The sequence below is a fragment of the Ahrensia sp. R2A130 genome (assembly GCF_000179775.1).
Taxonomy (GTDB): Bacteria; Pseudomonadota; Alphaproteobacteria; order Rhizobiales; family Rhizobiaceae; genus Pseudahrensia.
In genome coordinates this window covers 24,460-40,430 of the sequence record NZ_AEEB01000006.1, presented here as the reverse complement: position 1 = coordinate 40,430, position 15,971 = coordinate 24,460, and the positions used below count along the sequence as shown (strand labels likewise).

At 56.1% G+C, this 15,971-nt stretch carries 11 protein-coding genes; 2 read left to right on the top strand and 9 right to left on the bottom strand.

Going from position 1 to position 15,971, the window contains the following annotated elements; translation table 11 throughout:
- A partial coding sequence (locus tag R2A130_RS07810) for a recombinase family protein (protein ID WP_009464500.1) occupies nt 1-1,621 on the bottom strand: 1,621 nt, incomplete at its 3' end.
- A 268-nt stretch (nt 1,622-1,889) separates the two neighbouring features.
- Complete coding sequence (locus tag R2A130_RS07805; RefSeq protein WP_156798445.1) at nt 1,890-3,311, bottom strand: hypothetical protein; 1,422 nt, start codon at nt 3,309-3,311, stop codon at nt 1,890-1,892.
- A gap of 151 nt (nt 3,312-3,462) precedes the next feature.
- Here R2A130_RS07805 and R2A130_RS07800 point away from each other — a divergent pair, with 151 nt between their 5' ends.
- Nucleotides 3,463-4,965, top strand: a complete 1,503-nt coding sequence (locus R2A130_RS07800; protein ID WP_009464497.1) for a DUF3987 domain-containing protein — start codon at nt 3,463-3,465, stop codon at nt 4,963-4,965.
- Between the two features lie 130 nt (nt 4,966-5,095).
- A complete protein-coding gene (locus R2A130_RS07795) occupies nt 5,096-6,394 on the top strand; it encodes a site-specific integrase (RefSeq protein ID WP_040305458.1) in 1,299 nt (432 codons plus the stop codon).
- Nucleotides 6,395-6,585: 191 nt separating this feature from the next.
- Here the strand turns inward: R2A130_RS07795 and R2A130_RS17540 are convergent, their stop codons facing one another.
- From R2A130_RS17540 to R2A130_RS07760, 7 genes are all read right to left on the bottom strand, one after another.
- A complete protein-coding gene (locus R2A130_RS17540; protein WP_009464494.1) occupies nt 6,586-8,535 on the bottom strand; it encodes an AAA family ATPase in 1,950 nt (649 codons plus the stop codon).
- Between the two features lie 341 nt (nt 8,536-8,876).
- Nucleotides 8,877-9,791, bottom strand: coding sequence for a hypothetical protein (locus R2A130_RS07785; protein ID WP_009464492.1), 915 nt, complete (start codon nt 9,789-9,791; stop codon nt 8,877-8,879).
- A gap of 676 nt (nt 9,792-10,467) precedes the next feature.
- Nucleotides 10,468-12,129, bottom strand: a complete 1,662-nt coding sequence (locus R2A130_RS07780) for a Na/Pi cotransporter family protein (RefSeq protein ID WP_009464490.1) — start codon at nt 12,127-12,129, stop codon at nt 10,468-10,470.
- Nucleotides 12,126-12,923 carry a metallophosphoesterase gene (locus R2A130_RS07775; RefSeq protein WP_009464489.1) on the bottom strand — a complete coding sequence of 266 codons (798 nt, stop codon included), beginning with the start codon at nt 12,921-12,923 and terminating at the stop codon, nt 12,126-12,128. The genes R2A130_RS07780 and R2A130_RS07775 overlap by 4 nt, the downstream gene beginning before the upstream one ends.
- Before the next feature lie 4 nt (nt 12,924-12,927).
- Nucleotides 12,928-13,737, bottom strand: coding sequence for a carbohydrate ABC transporter permease (locus tag R2A130_RS07770; protein WP_009464488.1), 810 nt, complete (start codon nt 13,735-13,737; stop codon nt 12,928-12,930).
- Complete coding sequence (locus tag R2A130_RS07765; protein ID WP_009464487.1) at nt 13,734-14,627, bottom strand: carbohydrate ABC transporter permease; 894 nt, start codon at nt 14,625-14,627, stop codon at nt 13,734-13,736. Before R2A130_RS07765 ends, R2A130_RS07770 begins: the two co-directional genes overlap by 4 nt.
- Nucleotides 14,628-14,694: 67 nt before the next feature.
- On the bottom strand, nt 14,695-15,951 hold the full coding sequence (locus tag R2A130_RS07760; protein WP_009464486.1) for an ABC transporter substrate-binding protein: 1,257 nt from the start codon (nt 15,949-15,951) through the stop codon (nt 14,695-14,697).
- Between the last annotated feature and the right edge of the window lie 20 nt (nt 15,952-15,971).

The window sequence follows — 15,971 nt, the reverse complement described above, 5'->3', positions numbered from 1 at the left end:
GGGTGCACCATTTCAGTACATGCCTGCGAACGTTTTCAGCGTTGTCATTTGTGCTGATCGAAACCGCTTCGACGAGCCTGTCAGTGCGGCCGATCAGCGTCGCGCTCATCTTGTGAACGATGATTTCACTCAGCAGTGTGCGGAGGTACCCCTTCTGGAATTCGACCTTCCCATCACGAAGTTTCTCGGCAAGCTGCTCTGAGAACCGAACGATCTGATCCTCTCGGATCGTTGACGCGACTGCTTTATGATCGCCCATGCGATCAAGTGCCGACTTCGCTGCGTCGCGCGTCGCCACAAGAGCTGCGATCTCTTCTTTCAAGGTTTCGTCGTCGTCTGAGATCATTCCCTTCGCGATAGCGCCGTAGAGGCGTTTGAGCGACGCGTCAGCCTGCTCCATCTCGTTAGCAAGGCGAAGCGTCCGCCCTGCGACTTGTGACGCCTGCTCTTTCTGCTTGGTAAGAAGACCAGCCAAGAGAGTGCGGACACGATCCGGTTCGAGGACCTGATCTGCGATTGCCTGCATGACTGCATCGTTCAACTTGGCTCGCGGCACGGTCACGCCGGTGCACTTCGCGTTCCCGATCCGCACCTTACCGTTGCACTTATAGTACTCGTACACCTTACCAGTGCTTGAAGTGCCCGTCGTTGCGGTCATGGAACACCCGCATTGACCGCATTTCGCAAGCTCGGACAGCAAAACGGGACCTGCAACAGCGGCGGGGCGCCCTGTCTTCGGATTGGCGGCCTTGGCGCGGCGACGGGCTCGCTCGAAAATGATGTCGGACACGATCGCCGGGCACTTCATGACGACGTGGTCCTGCTTTGGACGGTCTTCTCCGGTACGGCTGTTTCTTCGATTGTAGATGTGACGCCCGATATAGGTGGCCTGCGACAAGATCTTATGGACGTAGGACACGCCAAACGGTCCGCCGGACCGGACACGGTAGCCGTTCTCATTGAGGAAATTGCAGACCGCCTTCACGCCCATGGGGCTGAGATCCTGATCGGGCAAACCCTCGGTATACAGCGCATAGATGAGCCGGACGATTTCGGCTTCGACTGGATCGATTTCCAGCACCTTCTTGATACGGACACCCTTGGTTTCCGCTTCTGCCGCGCGGTAGCCATAAGGCGGCGCCGAACCATTCCAGTAGCCGTTCTTCGCGTTCTGACGCATCGTGCGACGCACGTGTTTGGCCGTTTCTTCGCTCTGATACTCGTCAAACATCGCAATGAGACGCCGCATGAGTTTAGCGTTCGGATTATCGTCGTCGGAAGGCTGCGTCAGGGAGTGGAGCTTGATTCCGCGTTTGGCGAGCTTGCGATAGAGAAGTTCAAGCTCGATGGCATCGCGAAAGAACCGCGAGTAAGAGTGGACGACAATCACATAGGGACGAGGCTCGGAATAGAGGGCGAGATCGATCATCTCCTCGAAGTCGACGCGATTGCCCGTCCGTCCGGATTTGGCATCGGAGAAAGTTTGGACTGTGTCGATGCCTTCGGCATCGCACCACGTTTGCATCTGGGAGAGTTGGTCGGGCAGTGATAAGTCTGCCGCCGCCTGTTTGCCAGTAGAAACGCGAGCGTAGAGATACGCAATTTTCGTTGTTTCGGTCATGGCATTCAGTCCTCTTCGTGGTTTGAATTCGTATTGCTCAAGTGCTCGCGCAGGTGGACAAACAGGTAGTCGATTTCGAAGCGATCAGGTTCTGGAATCCACGACCTGAGAGCCGTACAGGAAGCTTGTTTCGCTACATATTCAAGCTCGGTGCTGGCGTCTGGTTTTCTGCCGTAGCCGTTTGAGATTTCTGACATTTTGACAATCCACGTGGAAGTGGAGTGTCAGATGTCAGGGCGCTCACTCGAATAATTCGAGCCAAGTCGGTTTATGGCTCTTGCAGCAGATAGCGGCGTTTGAACTCGCGATTATCGATCCGCATTTCGCAGTTCTCGACGAGGCATTGCAAAGCGTTGTTGGCTAGGTCAATCACTTTGAAGCCATCACTTGAAATCCATTTTCGGATGTCATTTTGAACCGCGATAAGCTCAGGATCGATTCCGCTAACGACCTCAGGAAATCGAGTATTCCATCCCAGGGCAAGCAGGCCACCGGCAACGCGATAGTCATCCAGCAAATCGCTCCCTGCGTGGCGGGTGACCTGTCCAGCGAAGGCAGCTGCCCGAAGAAGAGGCTGTAGGAACTGAAGCGATGGATACGCCCACCACGCTTCCGTGATACCAAGACTAAATGCTGCTCGGGCCATATCGTTTACAGAAGGTCGAGTTCGCTGGATGCGGGCGGTATCGTTCAGCAATCCGAGAACTGTCGGCTGCCGAATATTAGGTCTCGCATCAAGATCGCTCTTTCGGGCGATGTATTTTTCATTGTTGGCGACCCGTTGCGCCATCACTCGTCGCTGTGCGTCAACGGCTTCCCATAGGTGGACAAGCGTCGTCAGTTGTCTGAACTCAATTTCGAACGCTCGCGTGATCTCTCTCACTGATAAGCTTCTGGCTTCTTGCTCCATCTCTTTTCGAACCACCCACGCAGATATATCTCCGTACAAGAACCTAAGCGCTTCCTTCGAGTTTGCGTAGACAGCATCGTACACTGGTGTGTCGCGTTTCTCTGCCTCAGCCGTATTGGCGTTGAAGGCGCCAGCTATCGGGGCGAGCGCTTTGTCGATCAGAATTTCTAGTGTCTCGTCTCCAGCGCCAAAGGCTCTGAGAATGTGCCTCTCGCGTTCGCGAGTCATGTGGACGATGCGGCTTACTTGAACTCTGATGCCATGTTGAACTTCCGCACGCATTCCTTCCAACCGGCGATCGGAGCCATCCGCTTTTCCGGCTATGTTACGTACTTTGCGGTCCCGCTCGGCGTAGGGCTCGAACCAAACGGGTAGTCCGAGGTGCCAAGGACCAGTTTCGTGCTGCGATAAGAGGCGGAAAGCGTCATCTGGAAAACCATCAACAGTTACGATGACTTCGTCGCTGAGATAGACCGACCCGATCGCTTGAGCAGTGCGAATGATCTCCCACGCTCTGTAAGCTTGTTCATCGTTCAAGATTGCTGCCAAGCGACTTTGAAAGAACCATGTTTTATCGTCGAATAGACTGGCGTTGAGGACGTTCTGGTCAAAATTTGGCACCTGATTATGCCCGTCGGGTTTAATGAACAGTTCCAAAGGCAAAGGCGTCATGGAGGATGTGGTGACTTTGGATGGCAAGGAAACTTCGCAATTCTTTTCTGGTGCGCCCCACAAAAGGGCATAGTCCTCCTTAGGTGCGCTATCGGAAATCCAGTTCAAGATCAGGTTGGGGGAGACCCGAATTGTAGTTAATGGGAGAGAATTCGAACCGCTTGAAGTCATTATACCGACTTGGCTCGAATTATTCGTGACAAGCGTTTCGCATGACAAGCCGGCAACCGCTCTCACCGGGCGACAACCGGAGCTAAGAATGAAAACCGACACCAATTATCAGAACCTCACCGACCCCGCATCACGTGCGGATGACAACGATATCGATTGGGGCGAAGTCGACTTTACGATCATTGATCCCAATCTTGCTGCGGTCGAGTTTCCACTTCACGCGCTGCCCGCGAAATGGGCCAAGCTGATCCGGCTTGTGGCAGAATCAACAGGGATTTGTGCAGACTACATCTTCACGGCTCTTGTGACCTGTGTCGCAATCCTAATTGGAAATCGTCTTAAAGCGCGGATTGGTCCGAGCTGGATCGAGTCGGCCTCGATCTGGTCGCTTTTGATCGGCCGACCCGGTAACTTGAAGTCAGCTCTACTAAGTCAGCTTGTCGCCATAATCGGCGAAATCGAGCGCGATGAAACACCCCCGCGTTCGGGAACGATTGCCACCGCTTATCGGCAGAACGAGATCTATCGGGATGCTCTGCTGGCACAACACAAGCGTGACGTGAGGGCCGCGGTCGATGCGGGTGGTCCTCCACCCGAAATGTCGGCGGTTTTGCGTCAGGTCATCGAAGACAACGAACCAGCTCCAACAATACTTGTCGGAGCTGGCTCCTTCGCACGCACCTTCGATATAGCGAGCACATCCAAGTGCGGCATCGGCATTATCAATGGCGAGGCCGGTCAGATTTTTACTGCCATGGGAAGTGGTGGGCTGCGTCAAATGTATCTAAACGGATACTCAGGAGGTTCTGCCCGCGTCTCGACGCGAGCTCACGGCGACGTCCGGATCGACGATGTTGCTATCTCTATCCTTGCCGGTATTCAGCCGGATGCAGTCGGCGACTTGAAGCTTGACCGCGACGACGGCGTGGCGGGACGGTTTCTTTTTTGTCTTCCAAAGCCAGATCATACCTTCAATGCAGGCTCCGACGGCCAACCATTCAAGGTTCTGTCGCAGGTAATAAGCTCAGTTCGTTCGTCCGAGCTTGCGGGATCGATTAACCTGACTGATGAGGCGTTGGCTAACTTGGCCGACCGCACCGAAGCTTGGCGGCGGCAGGCCATGCGCATGCCTGCCCCCCTCTCCTCTGCATATGAGCGTGCGCATTCTAATGCGCTTCGTCTCGCGATGAGCCTGGCGGTGCTTGATCATGTCACGGACAGCAGCTCTGGAATCGCGCCGATTTCGAGCGAGCTGATGACATGTGCGCTCGATCTTATGGAGACGTACTATCTCCCCGTCGCGAAACGCGTGCTGTCGGAGAGTTCGGTGCTGCCTGAAATCAAGGCAGCGACGTTTCTCGCCTACCATTTGCTCATTGAGAACATCGAGACGTTTAATGCTCGCAAGAAGCGCCACGAGTTGTCCGGCCTAGTGCGTGACGCCAAACCGATGCGCAACGCTTTGACCGTTCTGGAGCAGGCAAACATCGTCAGGCAGCGCGCCCGTGCATCTAACGCATCTGGGCCAACGCCGCTCGATTTCGTGGTCAATCCGAGCTTTCTCGCGAAACGTCAGCACTACCTTCGCTGAGAAGAAAGTCGCTCGCTTGGTGATGTGCAACCGGCGCTTTCGCACGCGCTCATGACCCATACTCAAGCACGTTCCGCCGTGGTCGCGCTGCAACTCTGCTTCCACCATAACCAGAATGGGGAGATGAAGAATGGTTACACGTTCAGCTCTGACAGACCGCTCGGCAGGCTCTTTACCCCCGTTACAGCAAGTGCCTCTCGAAGCGTTACAGCAGATGGTCTGTAACGTAGGTGTCGACGAAATTCAGTCCCTTGCGAAAGCGCAATTGAAGACCGGTTGGGTACTGCGCGAGTTTGGTGTGGAGGCATCCGGACCTGTCAACAATGGAAGCCGACCAATCGTCTTCGATGACGATCCACCGATTGCCATAGAACGATTGCTCAATTGGCGTGATAGCCTGAAGAAGGACACTGGACGTAAATATCGTGAGCGCGCGGCGGGCCAACTCCGTAGCGCGCACCTCGACGTCATCTCTGCGGAGGACGCTCGCAACTACGCCTACTGGATCCAACTTAAAACACGTAATTGCGCGGCCTCGACCCGGCGCCAGTACCGCTCTTCTGCGGCGGTCAAAATAGTCGATCTTCTCAGCCTACAGTCAACTCGCGATGATATCGTGAAGGTGCTCGTCGGTTATCTCTTGCTGGATGCAGCCTGCGACCAGGACGGCAATATCGATGCAAAGAAGTCGACAGCGGCGAATGAAAGAAACAAGGCAAACAGCAGAACAAAGGCGACCCGCAGCTATTTTCCTAAAGATGATTTTGCGGCCGTTTCCAAACAGCTCTTCCAAAGCCGTAGCGAGCGTGCCGACATTGCAGTGGCGATGCTTGATATCATAAAGGGGTTCGGCCACAGGCCGATCGAAGTCCATAATTTGAGGTGGTGGCGCGATCCGCGCACCACCTTCTGGATCGTCCAAATCGAGAACGCCAAGTTCGACACCGCGGGCGATCGTGCAAACGGTCAGTTCCGGCACCTGACCTATCGCTGGCTCGGATACGAGGGCAGGAGAAAGCTCGCCTTCGTGAAAGCCTACGCTTCTCAATTTGCAACGAAAGCCGAGTGGGCTGCTGAGTGCAAGGCAATCCAGAAGCTGATCCGCAGAGCGTGCGAAAAGCTATGGCCCAAGAACAAAGGCAGACGATACGGTCTGTATTCGGGCCGCCATCAATTCGCAGCAGATATGAAACTCGCCTACGAGGACCACGCAGATTGCCGGGCAATCGTTGCAGCCCTGATGGGGCACTCCAGCGATCTAACCGCAACCATGCACTATGCTCGAAGCAACAAGGGCTCGGCGAGGGCAGTCGTCCCGAAAGCACGGCGGGCGGAGGTCGAGCTTGTGCGGCGCCATCCATTGGAAATTCCGGACAACGAAATCGAGCTTATCGATAATGTTGAAGAGGCCATTACGCACAAGCCTTAGGATTTGCAGATCACGACCCCTTCAATGAGACTTATTTGTTCGACCCACTCCGAATGCTCCGAAAGGCGGTGCGTGTCCGACCTCAGTCTATTTGGTCCGTTTTTGACCCAGACCGATCCTCGTAGCCAAATCCGAACGTGACGCCGAATTGTCTGGAGACCAGCTTCACGCCGATTGAAGCAGCAAGCGTTTTACGCACGAGGCATGAATTTCTCACGGGCGTCGACAACCACGTCAATGAGGCGTTTCAGATTTCTGATTGAGCCTCCAGGCCAATGTCGACGCAATGTTGCCAACTCATCTTCTGTGAGTGAATGAGACCATTCTGGCCCAAGGCCACGGTTGCGGTATTCTGCTTCAAGCAATTGTGGAGCCAATTGATCGAGGTGCGTCCGCGTGGGCGATGGGCAACGAATGATCTCCAGCCGATTTTGCAAAGCATCAGGAATGCCTTTGACGGTGTTGGCCGTGAATATCCAATTGAGCGCAGACAGGTTGATAGGTTTGTTGAGAAACGGGTCATAAAAAGCCACCGCGCTTCGAGGCTCCATCAAACCCATCAGAACCTTGCGCGGGTCACCGTTGCGGATCGAGCCGCCCATTTTTTCGATTTCGTCCATGATGACCAGCGGATTGGCGATCTCATGGGTGGTAATCAGGTCGAGGTGCAAACCTGGGGCACCTGTGGCCCAGCGTATATCGATACCCATAAAATTCGCATCGCTCACTCCGGCTGCATCGAACCTTACTGATGGTAGCGCCAATGCAAGTGCTAATTCCTGTGCCAAGGTCGTCTTTCCGGAGCCGGGGGCACCAACAAGCAAAATCGGAGGAATCTTGATGCTTTGATGCGGCACCATCGCATTGAGGATGCGATCGATGACAGTCTTCAAATGGGGCAGTAACGTTATCAAGTGAGTTCTGACGGGTGCGAGGTCGGGAGTGCGAACGAGCGGAAGTGGCTGCTCTGAGAATTCCTCCCGAAGAAGTTTAAGGCGCTGGTCTAGATCATGATTGCCCGTCTTGGCGATTTTGGGAAAAACGACGATCGACTGTGTTCCTGCGTCTTGCTGTACGCCTGTCTCGGTCGTCGCATCGTCTTCTACAGCGTTGTTGAGCGCATCCATCTTTTCGAAAAGGTCCGGATCGTTTAAATCCAAACCCCCAGAGCGGCGAAGGGCGGATCGAATTTTGGAAGCGGTATCACCGCTGCCGGTGCCACCGTTCACGGCAGTCTGATGGTTGTGGAAGCGTCGCAGTTCAATGAGCACGCCTTCCAGTTCATTGCTGTGCGGCAACACTCTGCCAGTAGGCTTGCTCGCAGACGCGGCCGTATCCTCATCCTCCCATTCTTCAAAGATAGCAGGCCAGAATACAGCGACCGTCTGCTTCTTGAATGTGATCCACGACTGTACCTTTTGGAGAAATGTCTGACTGCCATCGGTTGCGAGAGCCAGCAGTTCATCTGCCAACGTCACGTCACCGCGGTTTGCGTTGTTCAATGGCGCCTGCAGAACACGTCCTGCCGGCGCACCGTCCTTCAGGCGCATCAGCTTCAGGCGCGCATGAGCATGTTCCAACACGCAGTGGCGTAAGGAATTGCGTTTGGCGTCATCTTGAAGGTAAATCTCATGAAATCGGGCGACGAGCCGCGGCAGAAGCTCAGGGTTGTCCTTCAGCACAGCCAGCCGGTACAGAACGCGGTCGGCAATCTCCATTCCTGCTTGGCTGTCATTCAAGACGGCCACACGGAAGAGCGCATCGATCAATTCGAGCTCAGGCTTGCGCCCACCTCCGGACAGGATATTTGGTATGTCGAAGCCCATGTTTGGAAGCATGGCCCGAACCAGCGGGATGAGTTTCTGACGTTCCTCAAGTCCTCCGCTCACCGGCAGATCGGCGAGCGACGCGATCAACGTCGGAACTTTCAAAAGGTCGTTGTCGATTGCCATCATGGTACCGTTGAATGGCGCATCCTCGTGCCGGTCGCTGTGAACGAACTCGTCGATCAACAAGGCGTCCAGCAATTTGGCCAGTTCTACATACTCAGCGTTATCGATCTCGGGCAGCACATGGCCGAGGTCAGGCAATCCTGATTGCTCCGGCGTTTCGTTTGCCTTGCTGTTTTTACGCTCGGTCATGAGTGCCACCTCCAAGCGAAGTTGGCCTTACGACGGCGATAAGACCGCGCGCATGCAGATGGGCGAACACCATCGTACAGGCCGCATTACCTTCGTCGACGTGGCTCCGCAGCAGATCGACGGCGGGAGCCGGGATTTCTGTCCCGCGTTGCCGGCAGATTCTCGCAAACGCCATCGCCAATGCAATCGCGGCTGCGGGATCGTCGACTATGGATCGGACGCTTCGTGGAGATGCCTTGTCTCGACCATATTCACAATGACACTCACGCGCTCCAACAACAGGGCGCACTTCCTCATTGACCAAATCAGTCATGGGATATTCCTCTTTCTGATTGGTATGATTAAGCCGCGAGTGGCAAGGATGCGGCAGCGAGCATTTTGCGCATCGTCGACAGGCTCATGGTATCGGCGCCTGTGTCATCAAGCAGGTCAGCCACCGCATTTTGATGAACCTGCGGAAACAGGAAATCGCTGACGGGCTGTGCCATCACGTCGCCAGTCTGGTCTCCCGACGCTGGTGCCATCAGATTGAAAGCCTTGGCACGCTCGACGGCCATCGCGTTGTTGAACGCAGCAAGCGCCTGCTGAACAGGAATGCCGAAATAGTCATCCAATTCGCAACCATCGACCTTGAGATCGGTGGGGTAGCCAGTCTGGCCATAGAAATCGATCACACGCGTATCGTTTGAGACTACGTTGTAGCCTTGCATGCGCATGTAGCAGCTCACCGAGAGATGAACTGCTCGCAGTTTCGGCTCCAGCGCCAACTTTGATGACGAATCCGAGTTGCCAAGACCACGCTTGCCGTCAAATACCCCCAGCCAGCCGGAAGTAGGGCAGAACACGACAAGATCGGCCTTATAGTGAAAGGCGACGTCGCCGGATGCTTGGATACGGACGTCACGCAGGGCATCCGGCGTGTTTCCTTCCACCAGAGATCTGGCGGTTTGGAATACCGGAATCTTGTGATCGGTGAAAACCACCAAGCCGTAGTGCTTAAGCAGTGCGGCAAGTACGTTGGGAAGGTGCAAACCGTGCTGGCGTTGGAAAGAAGCTCCGACTGAGACATGGCCAGAATTGCGGCCCAGGATCGGGTCAACTTTTGAAGCGCCCTTCAGAGCCTTCCTGCCCAGTCGAGCAACGAGGTTCCTGATCTTCTTTTCCAGCTTTTTGCTGGGAAACGAGATGGACGAGCCATCGTTCTTTGCGACTAGCGAAAGTGAGGGCTGGCGAGCAGTCGTGTTGAGGTTTGTCATGATGATGACCTTTCAAAAAAGAGAAGGGCATCACCGACAAATCGGTAAACAGCAGATACGGGCACTCATTCACGCAGGCGTTGGCCTGCATGGGTTCAACAGAGACACCTATCGAAAACTCTAGCCCGAAAAGTGCATGCCAAAAGGCAAGCAGACGCGGGCAGCGTTTGCACTCACCGACGTGTCGGTGCTGCTGTTACGAGATTGTTGTGGGAAGGTGGGACGTCGATACTGGCAACGAGAAGTTCATCACGCGAGATTTTACCGACACACATAGAGCGCGGCATTCGGACGTCGGGGATTCCGCAAAGAATCCAAAGGGTGTAAAGCTATCCATAGCCTTGATTCCTCTGATACAGGTTTCAGGGTCAGGCTTCGGTTGGATGTTACAAGCATCCGGCTGAGGCCGTCTTTCGCGATTGCGAAATCGATGGATAGCACGAATTTCGAATTCGTAATGCTAATCCGGTAAATATCGTTAATTCTTGCCGACAGAATCCCATCCAATTTTACTGAATACCTAGGTCCGCTATGCGCCCCAAAGCGGACCTACCAAAGCATACAGAGCGGCTCAGAAGCGCTCAAACCGATCCCGTGCGATACCGGCAAAAACCTCACGCCATACGCGTTTCCACACAGCGTCGGCCAGTTCCAGACGAGAAAGCACTTTTAATTCTCAACTTGTGGCAGACAAACGACTTTCGAGAAGATCGCCGGACTGCCTCAATGGCGGATAGGCAATCATGGCGAAGGCAGTGTTCAAAGCTTTGAGAGAACGCATGAGATCGAGGTGGATCGCGCTGGTTTCGATGGAGTGCGACAGGCCCTGCCTGATCCGCTCCAGATGGTTTCGTTCCAGCCTTGTCGCGATCTCGCGCACCTTATCCTTTTGCTCCACCAACTCTCGCGCCAGCCCCGTATCGTCGGACATCAAAACGGCGATAGCGTGCTGCACGTTGCGTAAAACCGTGTCGTGAAAATCTGAAAGCTCACGCCAGCCTTCTTCGGAGAATGTCAGATGTTCAGCAGATTTTTGCTTGGCCAGCCCCACCATTTTTGTGGCGATGATGTCGGCACCGGCTTCCAGATTGACCGCAATGCCGGACAGGTCGAAAGCCTCACGGCCAATGCCCTCGCCATCCTTGCGACCGGTTATGCCAGCCAGATAGATTTTAAGATCAAGCGATGTTCGCTCGATATCCTTGAAGCGCGTGCGCACGCTGCGCGCCATGTCCTCATCATATTTATCGAAAAGCCCGATGGATTGGCGAAGCATGACCTCGATGCTGTTGCCCATCTGAACCAACTCGCGGTTCACGCAGGCGAAGGCGCGGGCGGGTTGGTCCTGCAGCGATGGATCGAGCATGGAGGGCGTACCATCGTCTCCGTTGGCCGCACGGCTATCGGGTATCAATATCTCTGCAACCCGGATGAGGGCGCGCGCGAGGGGCAGGCAAACCAGCAGCAAGGCAACATTGAATACGAGGTGAAGCAGAAGCGGCGGTTGGATTGGCCCAAGTGATAGCCACGCCGAGATGGCATCGTTGCCCGTAACCACAAAAAGCGCTGCAAGGGCACCGCCACCGCGCAGAACGAAGTTGGCGGCGATGATGCGGCGAACGTCCACATCTGCCGCCCATGTTAGCACAAGTGCGATAAGCGAGCCGCCAAGATTTGCACCCAGCACCATGGCAAATGCCGTGTTGAGGGGCAGCAGGCCTTGGGCAAACAGGGTAGCAAAGAGCAGAACAGCAGCCACGCTGGAATGCACCAGCCAAGCGAAGAGCGCGGCCAGAATGAAGGCGGTCAGCGGCAGTTTCGCCAGCTGTGTTAGCACGGCGTTTGTGGCGTCGCTTCCCACCAGCGGCAGGCTCGCGGATGCGATAAGATCAAGGGACACGAAAACAAGCGCAAGGCCGATAAGAATGCGCCCGATTTGACGATGCCGTCGCTTCGCGCTCCGCAGGAAGATCAACACGCCTGCTAACATCAGCAGCGGCGTCAACGCCTCGACGCGGGAGTTGAGGACCAGCGCCACGATGGCCGAGCCAACGTCGGCTCCTAGCATGATGGCGATACCGGACCCTGCAACGATGGTGCCCGCCGACACGAAGCCCGCCATCAGTATGGCAACGGCGGTGGAGCTTTGCATCAACACCGCCGTCAGCACGCCGGTTAGTGCAGCCGATACGCGGTTGCCTGTGGAACGCCGCAGCCACAGCCGCAACTGGCCACCGAAGGCGCGTTCGAACCCGGTGCGCACAAGCCGCACCGCCCAAATGAGAAGCGCAGCAGCCGCTGCCATGTTGAGCACAAAGAGGAGTGGCGACTGGCTCAAAATGGATGCGGGCCGTCAGAGGGCGCAAGAGATATCGTCGACCACAGCCCATCTGCCGCGGTGTCGATGACAGCGTATCCCGTCTGCCCAGTGCTGAACCCGACCGGCGCATCACGACGACGATCGAGCGGAAATGCGCTGCAGATGGACGGTGCCGTCATCACTGGATGTCTACCGATATTGCCGATGTGGACCCCGTGAACATGCCCGGCCAAAACGCGTAAATCACCTTCAAATGACGCCAGAATGGGTGCCAGCTCCTCGGTGTTTACAAGGCTGATTGCATCCATGAAGGCGATGCCGGTTTTCAGGGGTGGGTGATGCAGGGCGACGATGATAGTGGTGCCTTCGAACCCCGAAATTGCATGGCGCAGATGGGCGAGGCTCGACGGTAACAAGCGCCCTGCCCCTTGTCCTTCGACAAGTGTATCGAGACCGATGATGCGTGTCGTTCCGAGGTCAAACGTCCAATCTATCTGGTCACCGGCGGGTATGACCGGCAGATCGGAAAAAGCATCTCGCATGGCCTCGCGCGCATCGTGATTGCCCGGTATCGGAAGCAGAGGCAGGCGGAGCCGGTCCAACTGCTCACGGGCAAAGCGGTAGCTTCCTGCCGAACCGTCATCGCTGATGTCGCCGGTCACCAAAACGGCGTCGAGCGGGCCAATCTCGTTCTCGCGTTCCAGCACACGGTCGACCGCGTCTTTCACCAGGCGCGGGGTGTCGAGAATACCAGACGCCAGGGTGCCGGGCGCGACAACGTGCAGGTCAGTCAGGTGCAGAAGACGCGCCATCAGGTCACTTGATTCCGGCGCGCAGGAAGGCCTGAACAAACTGCCGTTGGAAGATGAGGAAGGCCAGCAAAAGCGGTGCGACGGACATGATGGTCGCTGCCGAAATAATGGAGATATCGACGCCATTTTCGGGAGCGCCGAAGATCGACAGACCGACGGTCAGCGGGCGCGTGTCGGGCGAGTTGGTGACGATGAGGGGCCACAGGAAGTTGTTCCAGTGGGTGGAGACCGACACCAATGCATAGGCCAGATAGGTGGGGCGGGCGAGTGGAACATAGACGCGCCATAGGATGCCCAGCCAGCTGCAACCCTCCACGCGCGCTGCCTCGTGCAGCTCGATGGGCACGCCTTTGAAGGCTTGGCGCATAAGGAAGATGCCGAAAGCGGATGCCATATAGGGCATTCCAACGCCCAGGATCGTATCGAACAGGCCCAACCGCGAAACCATCGCGTAGTTCTCCACGATCAGCACTTCCGGCAAGATGAACAGTTGCATGAGCACCAAAATGAACACGACGTCCTTGCCGGGGAATTGCACTTTAGCGAAGGCGAAACCGGCCAGCGTGGTAACGAAGAATTGCCCGATGAGCACGATGGTAACGAGCAGGAACGTGTTGATGAAATAGCGAAACCAAGGCGCGCCCGCCCAAGCGGTGCGGAAGTTGTCCAACGTCCATGCCGCGCCGAGATTGAAATTCACTGCATCTGACGTGGTATGGAACGCAGCCCAGACTGCGAACACCAACGGCGATATCCAGATGATGGCGAGGGCGAATGCGCCCAGCGTTTCGAAGCGGCGGAGAAAATCGTTCATTGGTAATGCGTCCGACGGTCGAGCACTGTGAACTGGAAGGCGGCCACTATACCGAGCACGAGCAACACCATCATGGTCATCGCGGCGGCGTGGGGTGCATCGAAGAAGGCGAAGGCCATCTCATAGATGTAGTAGAGGATCAGCTTGGACGCATCGTTCGGCCCGCCCTTTGTGAGGATGAAGAGGTGGTCGATCAGCTTAACCGAATTGATGAGTGCGTTCACTGCGATGAACAGCGTTGTGGGCATGAGCAGCGGCAGCACGATGCGCCGCGTATAAGTCCAGCGGCTAGCGCCTTCGATGTCGGCCGCTTCCTTCAGGTCAGCGGGAATGGTCTGCAAGGCTGCCAGATAAAAAATCATGAAGAAGCCGGCCTCCTTCCAGATCGTCACGATGATGATGGCCCAAAGCGCGGTCTCCGGCTGTCCCAGCCAGTTGACCGTGGGCAGGCCGAACAGGCCGCCGATCTGGTCGAGCACACCAAGCCCCGGTGTGTAGAAGAACAGCCACAGGTTTGCTGCGGCAATCATCGGCAGCACGGTGGGGGTAAAATAGGCGGTGCGGAGGAAGCCTTTCGCAGGCAGTTTGGAATTAGCCCAAAGCGCCATCGACAGCGCGATGAAAATGGAAACGGGAATGGTGATGCCCGCGTAGAGCAGGTTGTTCTTCACCACGAGCCAGAAGGTGGGGTCGGCAAATAGATCGGCATAGTTCTCGCCTCCCACCCATTCCGTCGGTCGCCTGCGGGTTCCGCGGCTGAACAGGCTGGACCACAGCGTGGCCATAGTCGGGTAGAAGGCGAAGGTGGTCAGCAGCACGGCAGCAGGCGAAAGCAACAACCATCCGTAGATGGCCTGACGCCGCTTCTCTGCATCGATGTGCTTGGCCATGTGTTTTACGCCTGCGCTTGAAGAAAAAAGGACGCCGGGCCAAAGCCCGACGCCCTGTCAGATGGAGCTACTGGTAGTCGCGTAGCAGGCGCACGGCCTTGGCTTGCGCTTCTGCCAGTGCATCTTCCGGTGACTTGGTGTCAGTCAGCGCGGCCTGAATCGCGTTGTTCAAACCTTCACGCACGCGGGCGGTCTCGAACGTGGAGAACTCGGCCACGGCATTCTGCAACTGGTTGCGAGCGACAAGCGCTGGCGGAAAGTCCTTGGTGTAGGCTTTCAGCGCTTCCGTTTCATAGGCCGCGGGCGAAACACCCATATAGCCGGTTGCGATGGACCATTTGGCGGCCTGCTCAGGGTCAGTCATGTAGGTAATGAGCTTCAGCGCAGCCGCTTTTTCTTCATCCGACGTCTTCTTGAAGATGTAGAAGTTGCCGCCGCCCGTAGGCGAACCCAGACGTTCCTTACCGGGCAGTTCCGCCACGCCGAAATTGAACGAAGCGTTCTTTTTCACAGCGGTGAGGTTGCCGGTCGAGTGCCACATCATTGCCGTCTGACCTTCAAGGAATGCCTGACGCAGTGTGCCCCATTCCACGGTACCGGTGGGCATGATACCGTGTTCGGCAGACAGCGATTTCCAGAATTTCAGCGTGTCGACCACGGCGGGATCATCGAAATATGTGGTCTTGCCATCGTTCGACATCAGCTCCTTGCCGTTTTGAATCGCTAGCGCCTGGAACATCCAATAGGGATATCCGGTCGACGGGATCATCAGTCCGGACGTTCCTTCCTTGGTCAACTTTTTGCCCATGGAGACCAACTCGTCCCAAGACTTTGGCGGGCTTTCAGGATCAAGACCGGCGGCCTTGAACATGTCTTTGTTGTAGTAGGCCACGATGGTGGAGCGCTGGAAGGGAATGCCCCATGTCTGGCCTTCGACTTTACCGTTGGCGGTCAGGGCAGGGTAGAACGAGTTCAACCAGTCCGCTTCCACACCGGGCACGCTGTCGAAAGGCACGATGAGGTCCTGCTCGATTAGGTCGTAGGCATCGATGGAAAACATAACGGCCAACTGCGCTGGCTCGCCAGAAGCGAGTGCCGACAAAGCACGCACGCGCGTGTCGTCGTAGTTGCCGGAATAGATCGCCTCGACATCAATATCGGGGTTGGCTTTTTCGAAGTCTGCGACGATGCCGTCCACCACTTCTGTCAGCGCGCCGCCCACGGCGATGGGGTAATACATGGTCAGTTTGGTTTGCGCCCATGCGGGTGCAGCCATCATCGCGGCTGCCGCCAGGGCCAGTCCGGTTTTCTTGAAAATGCTCATTTGCAGTCCTCCACTTGTTT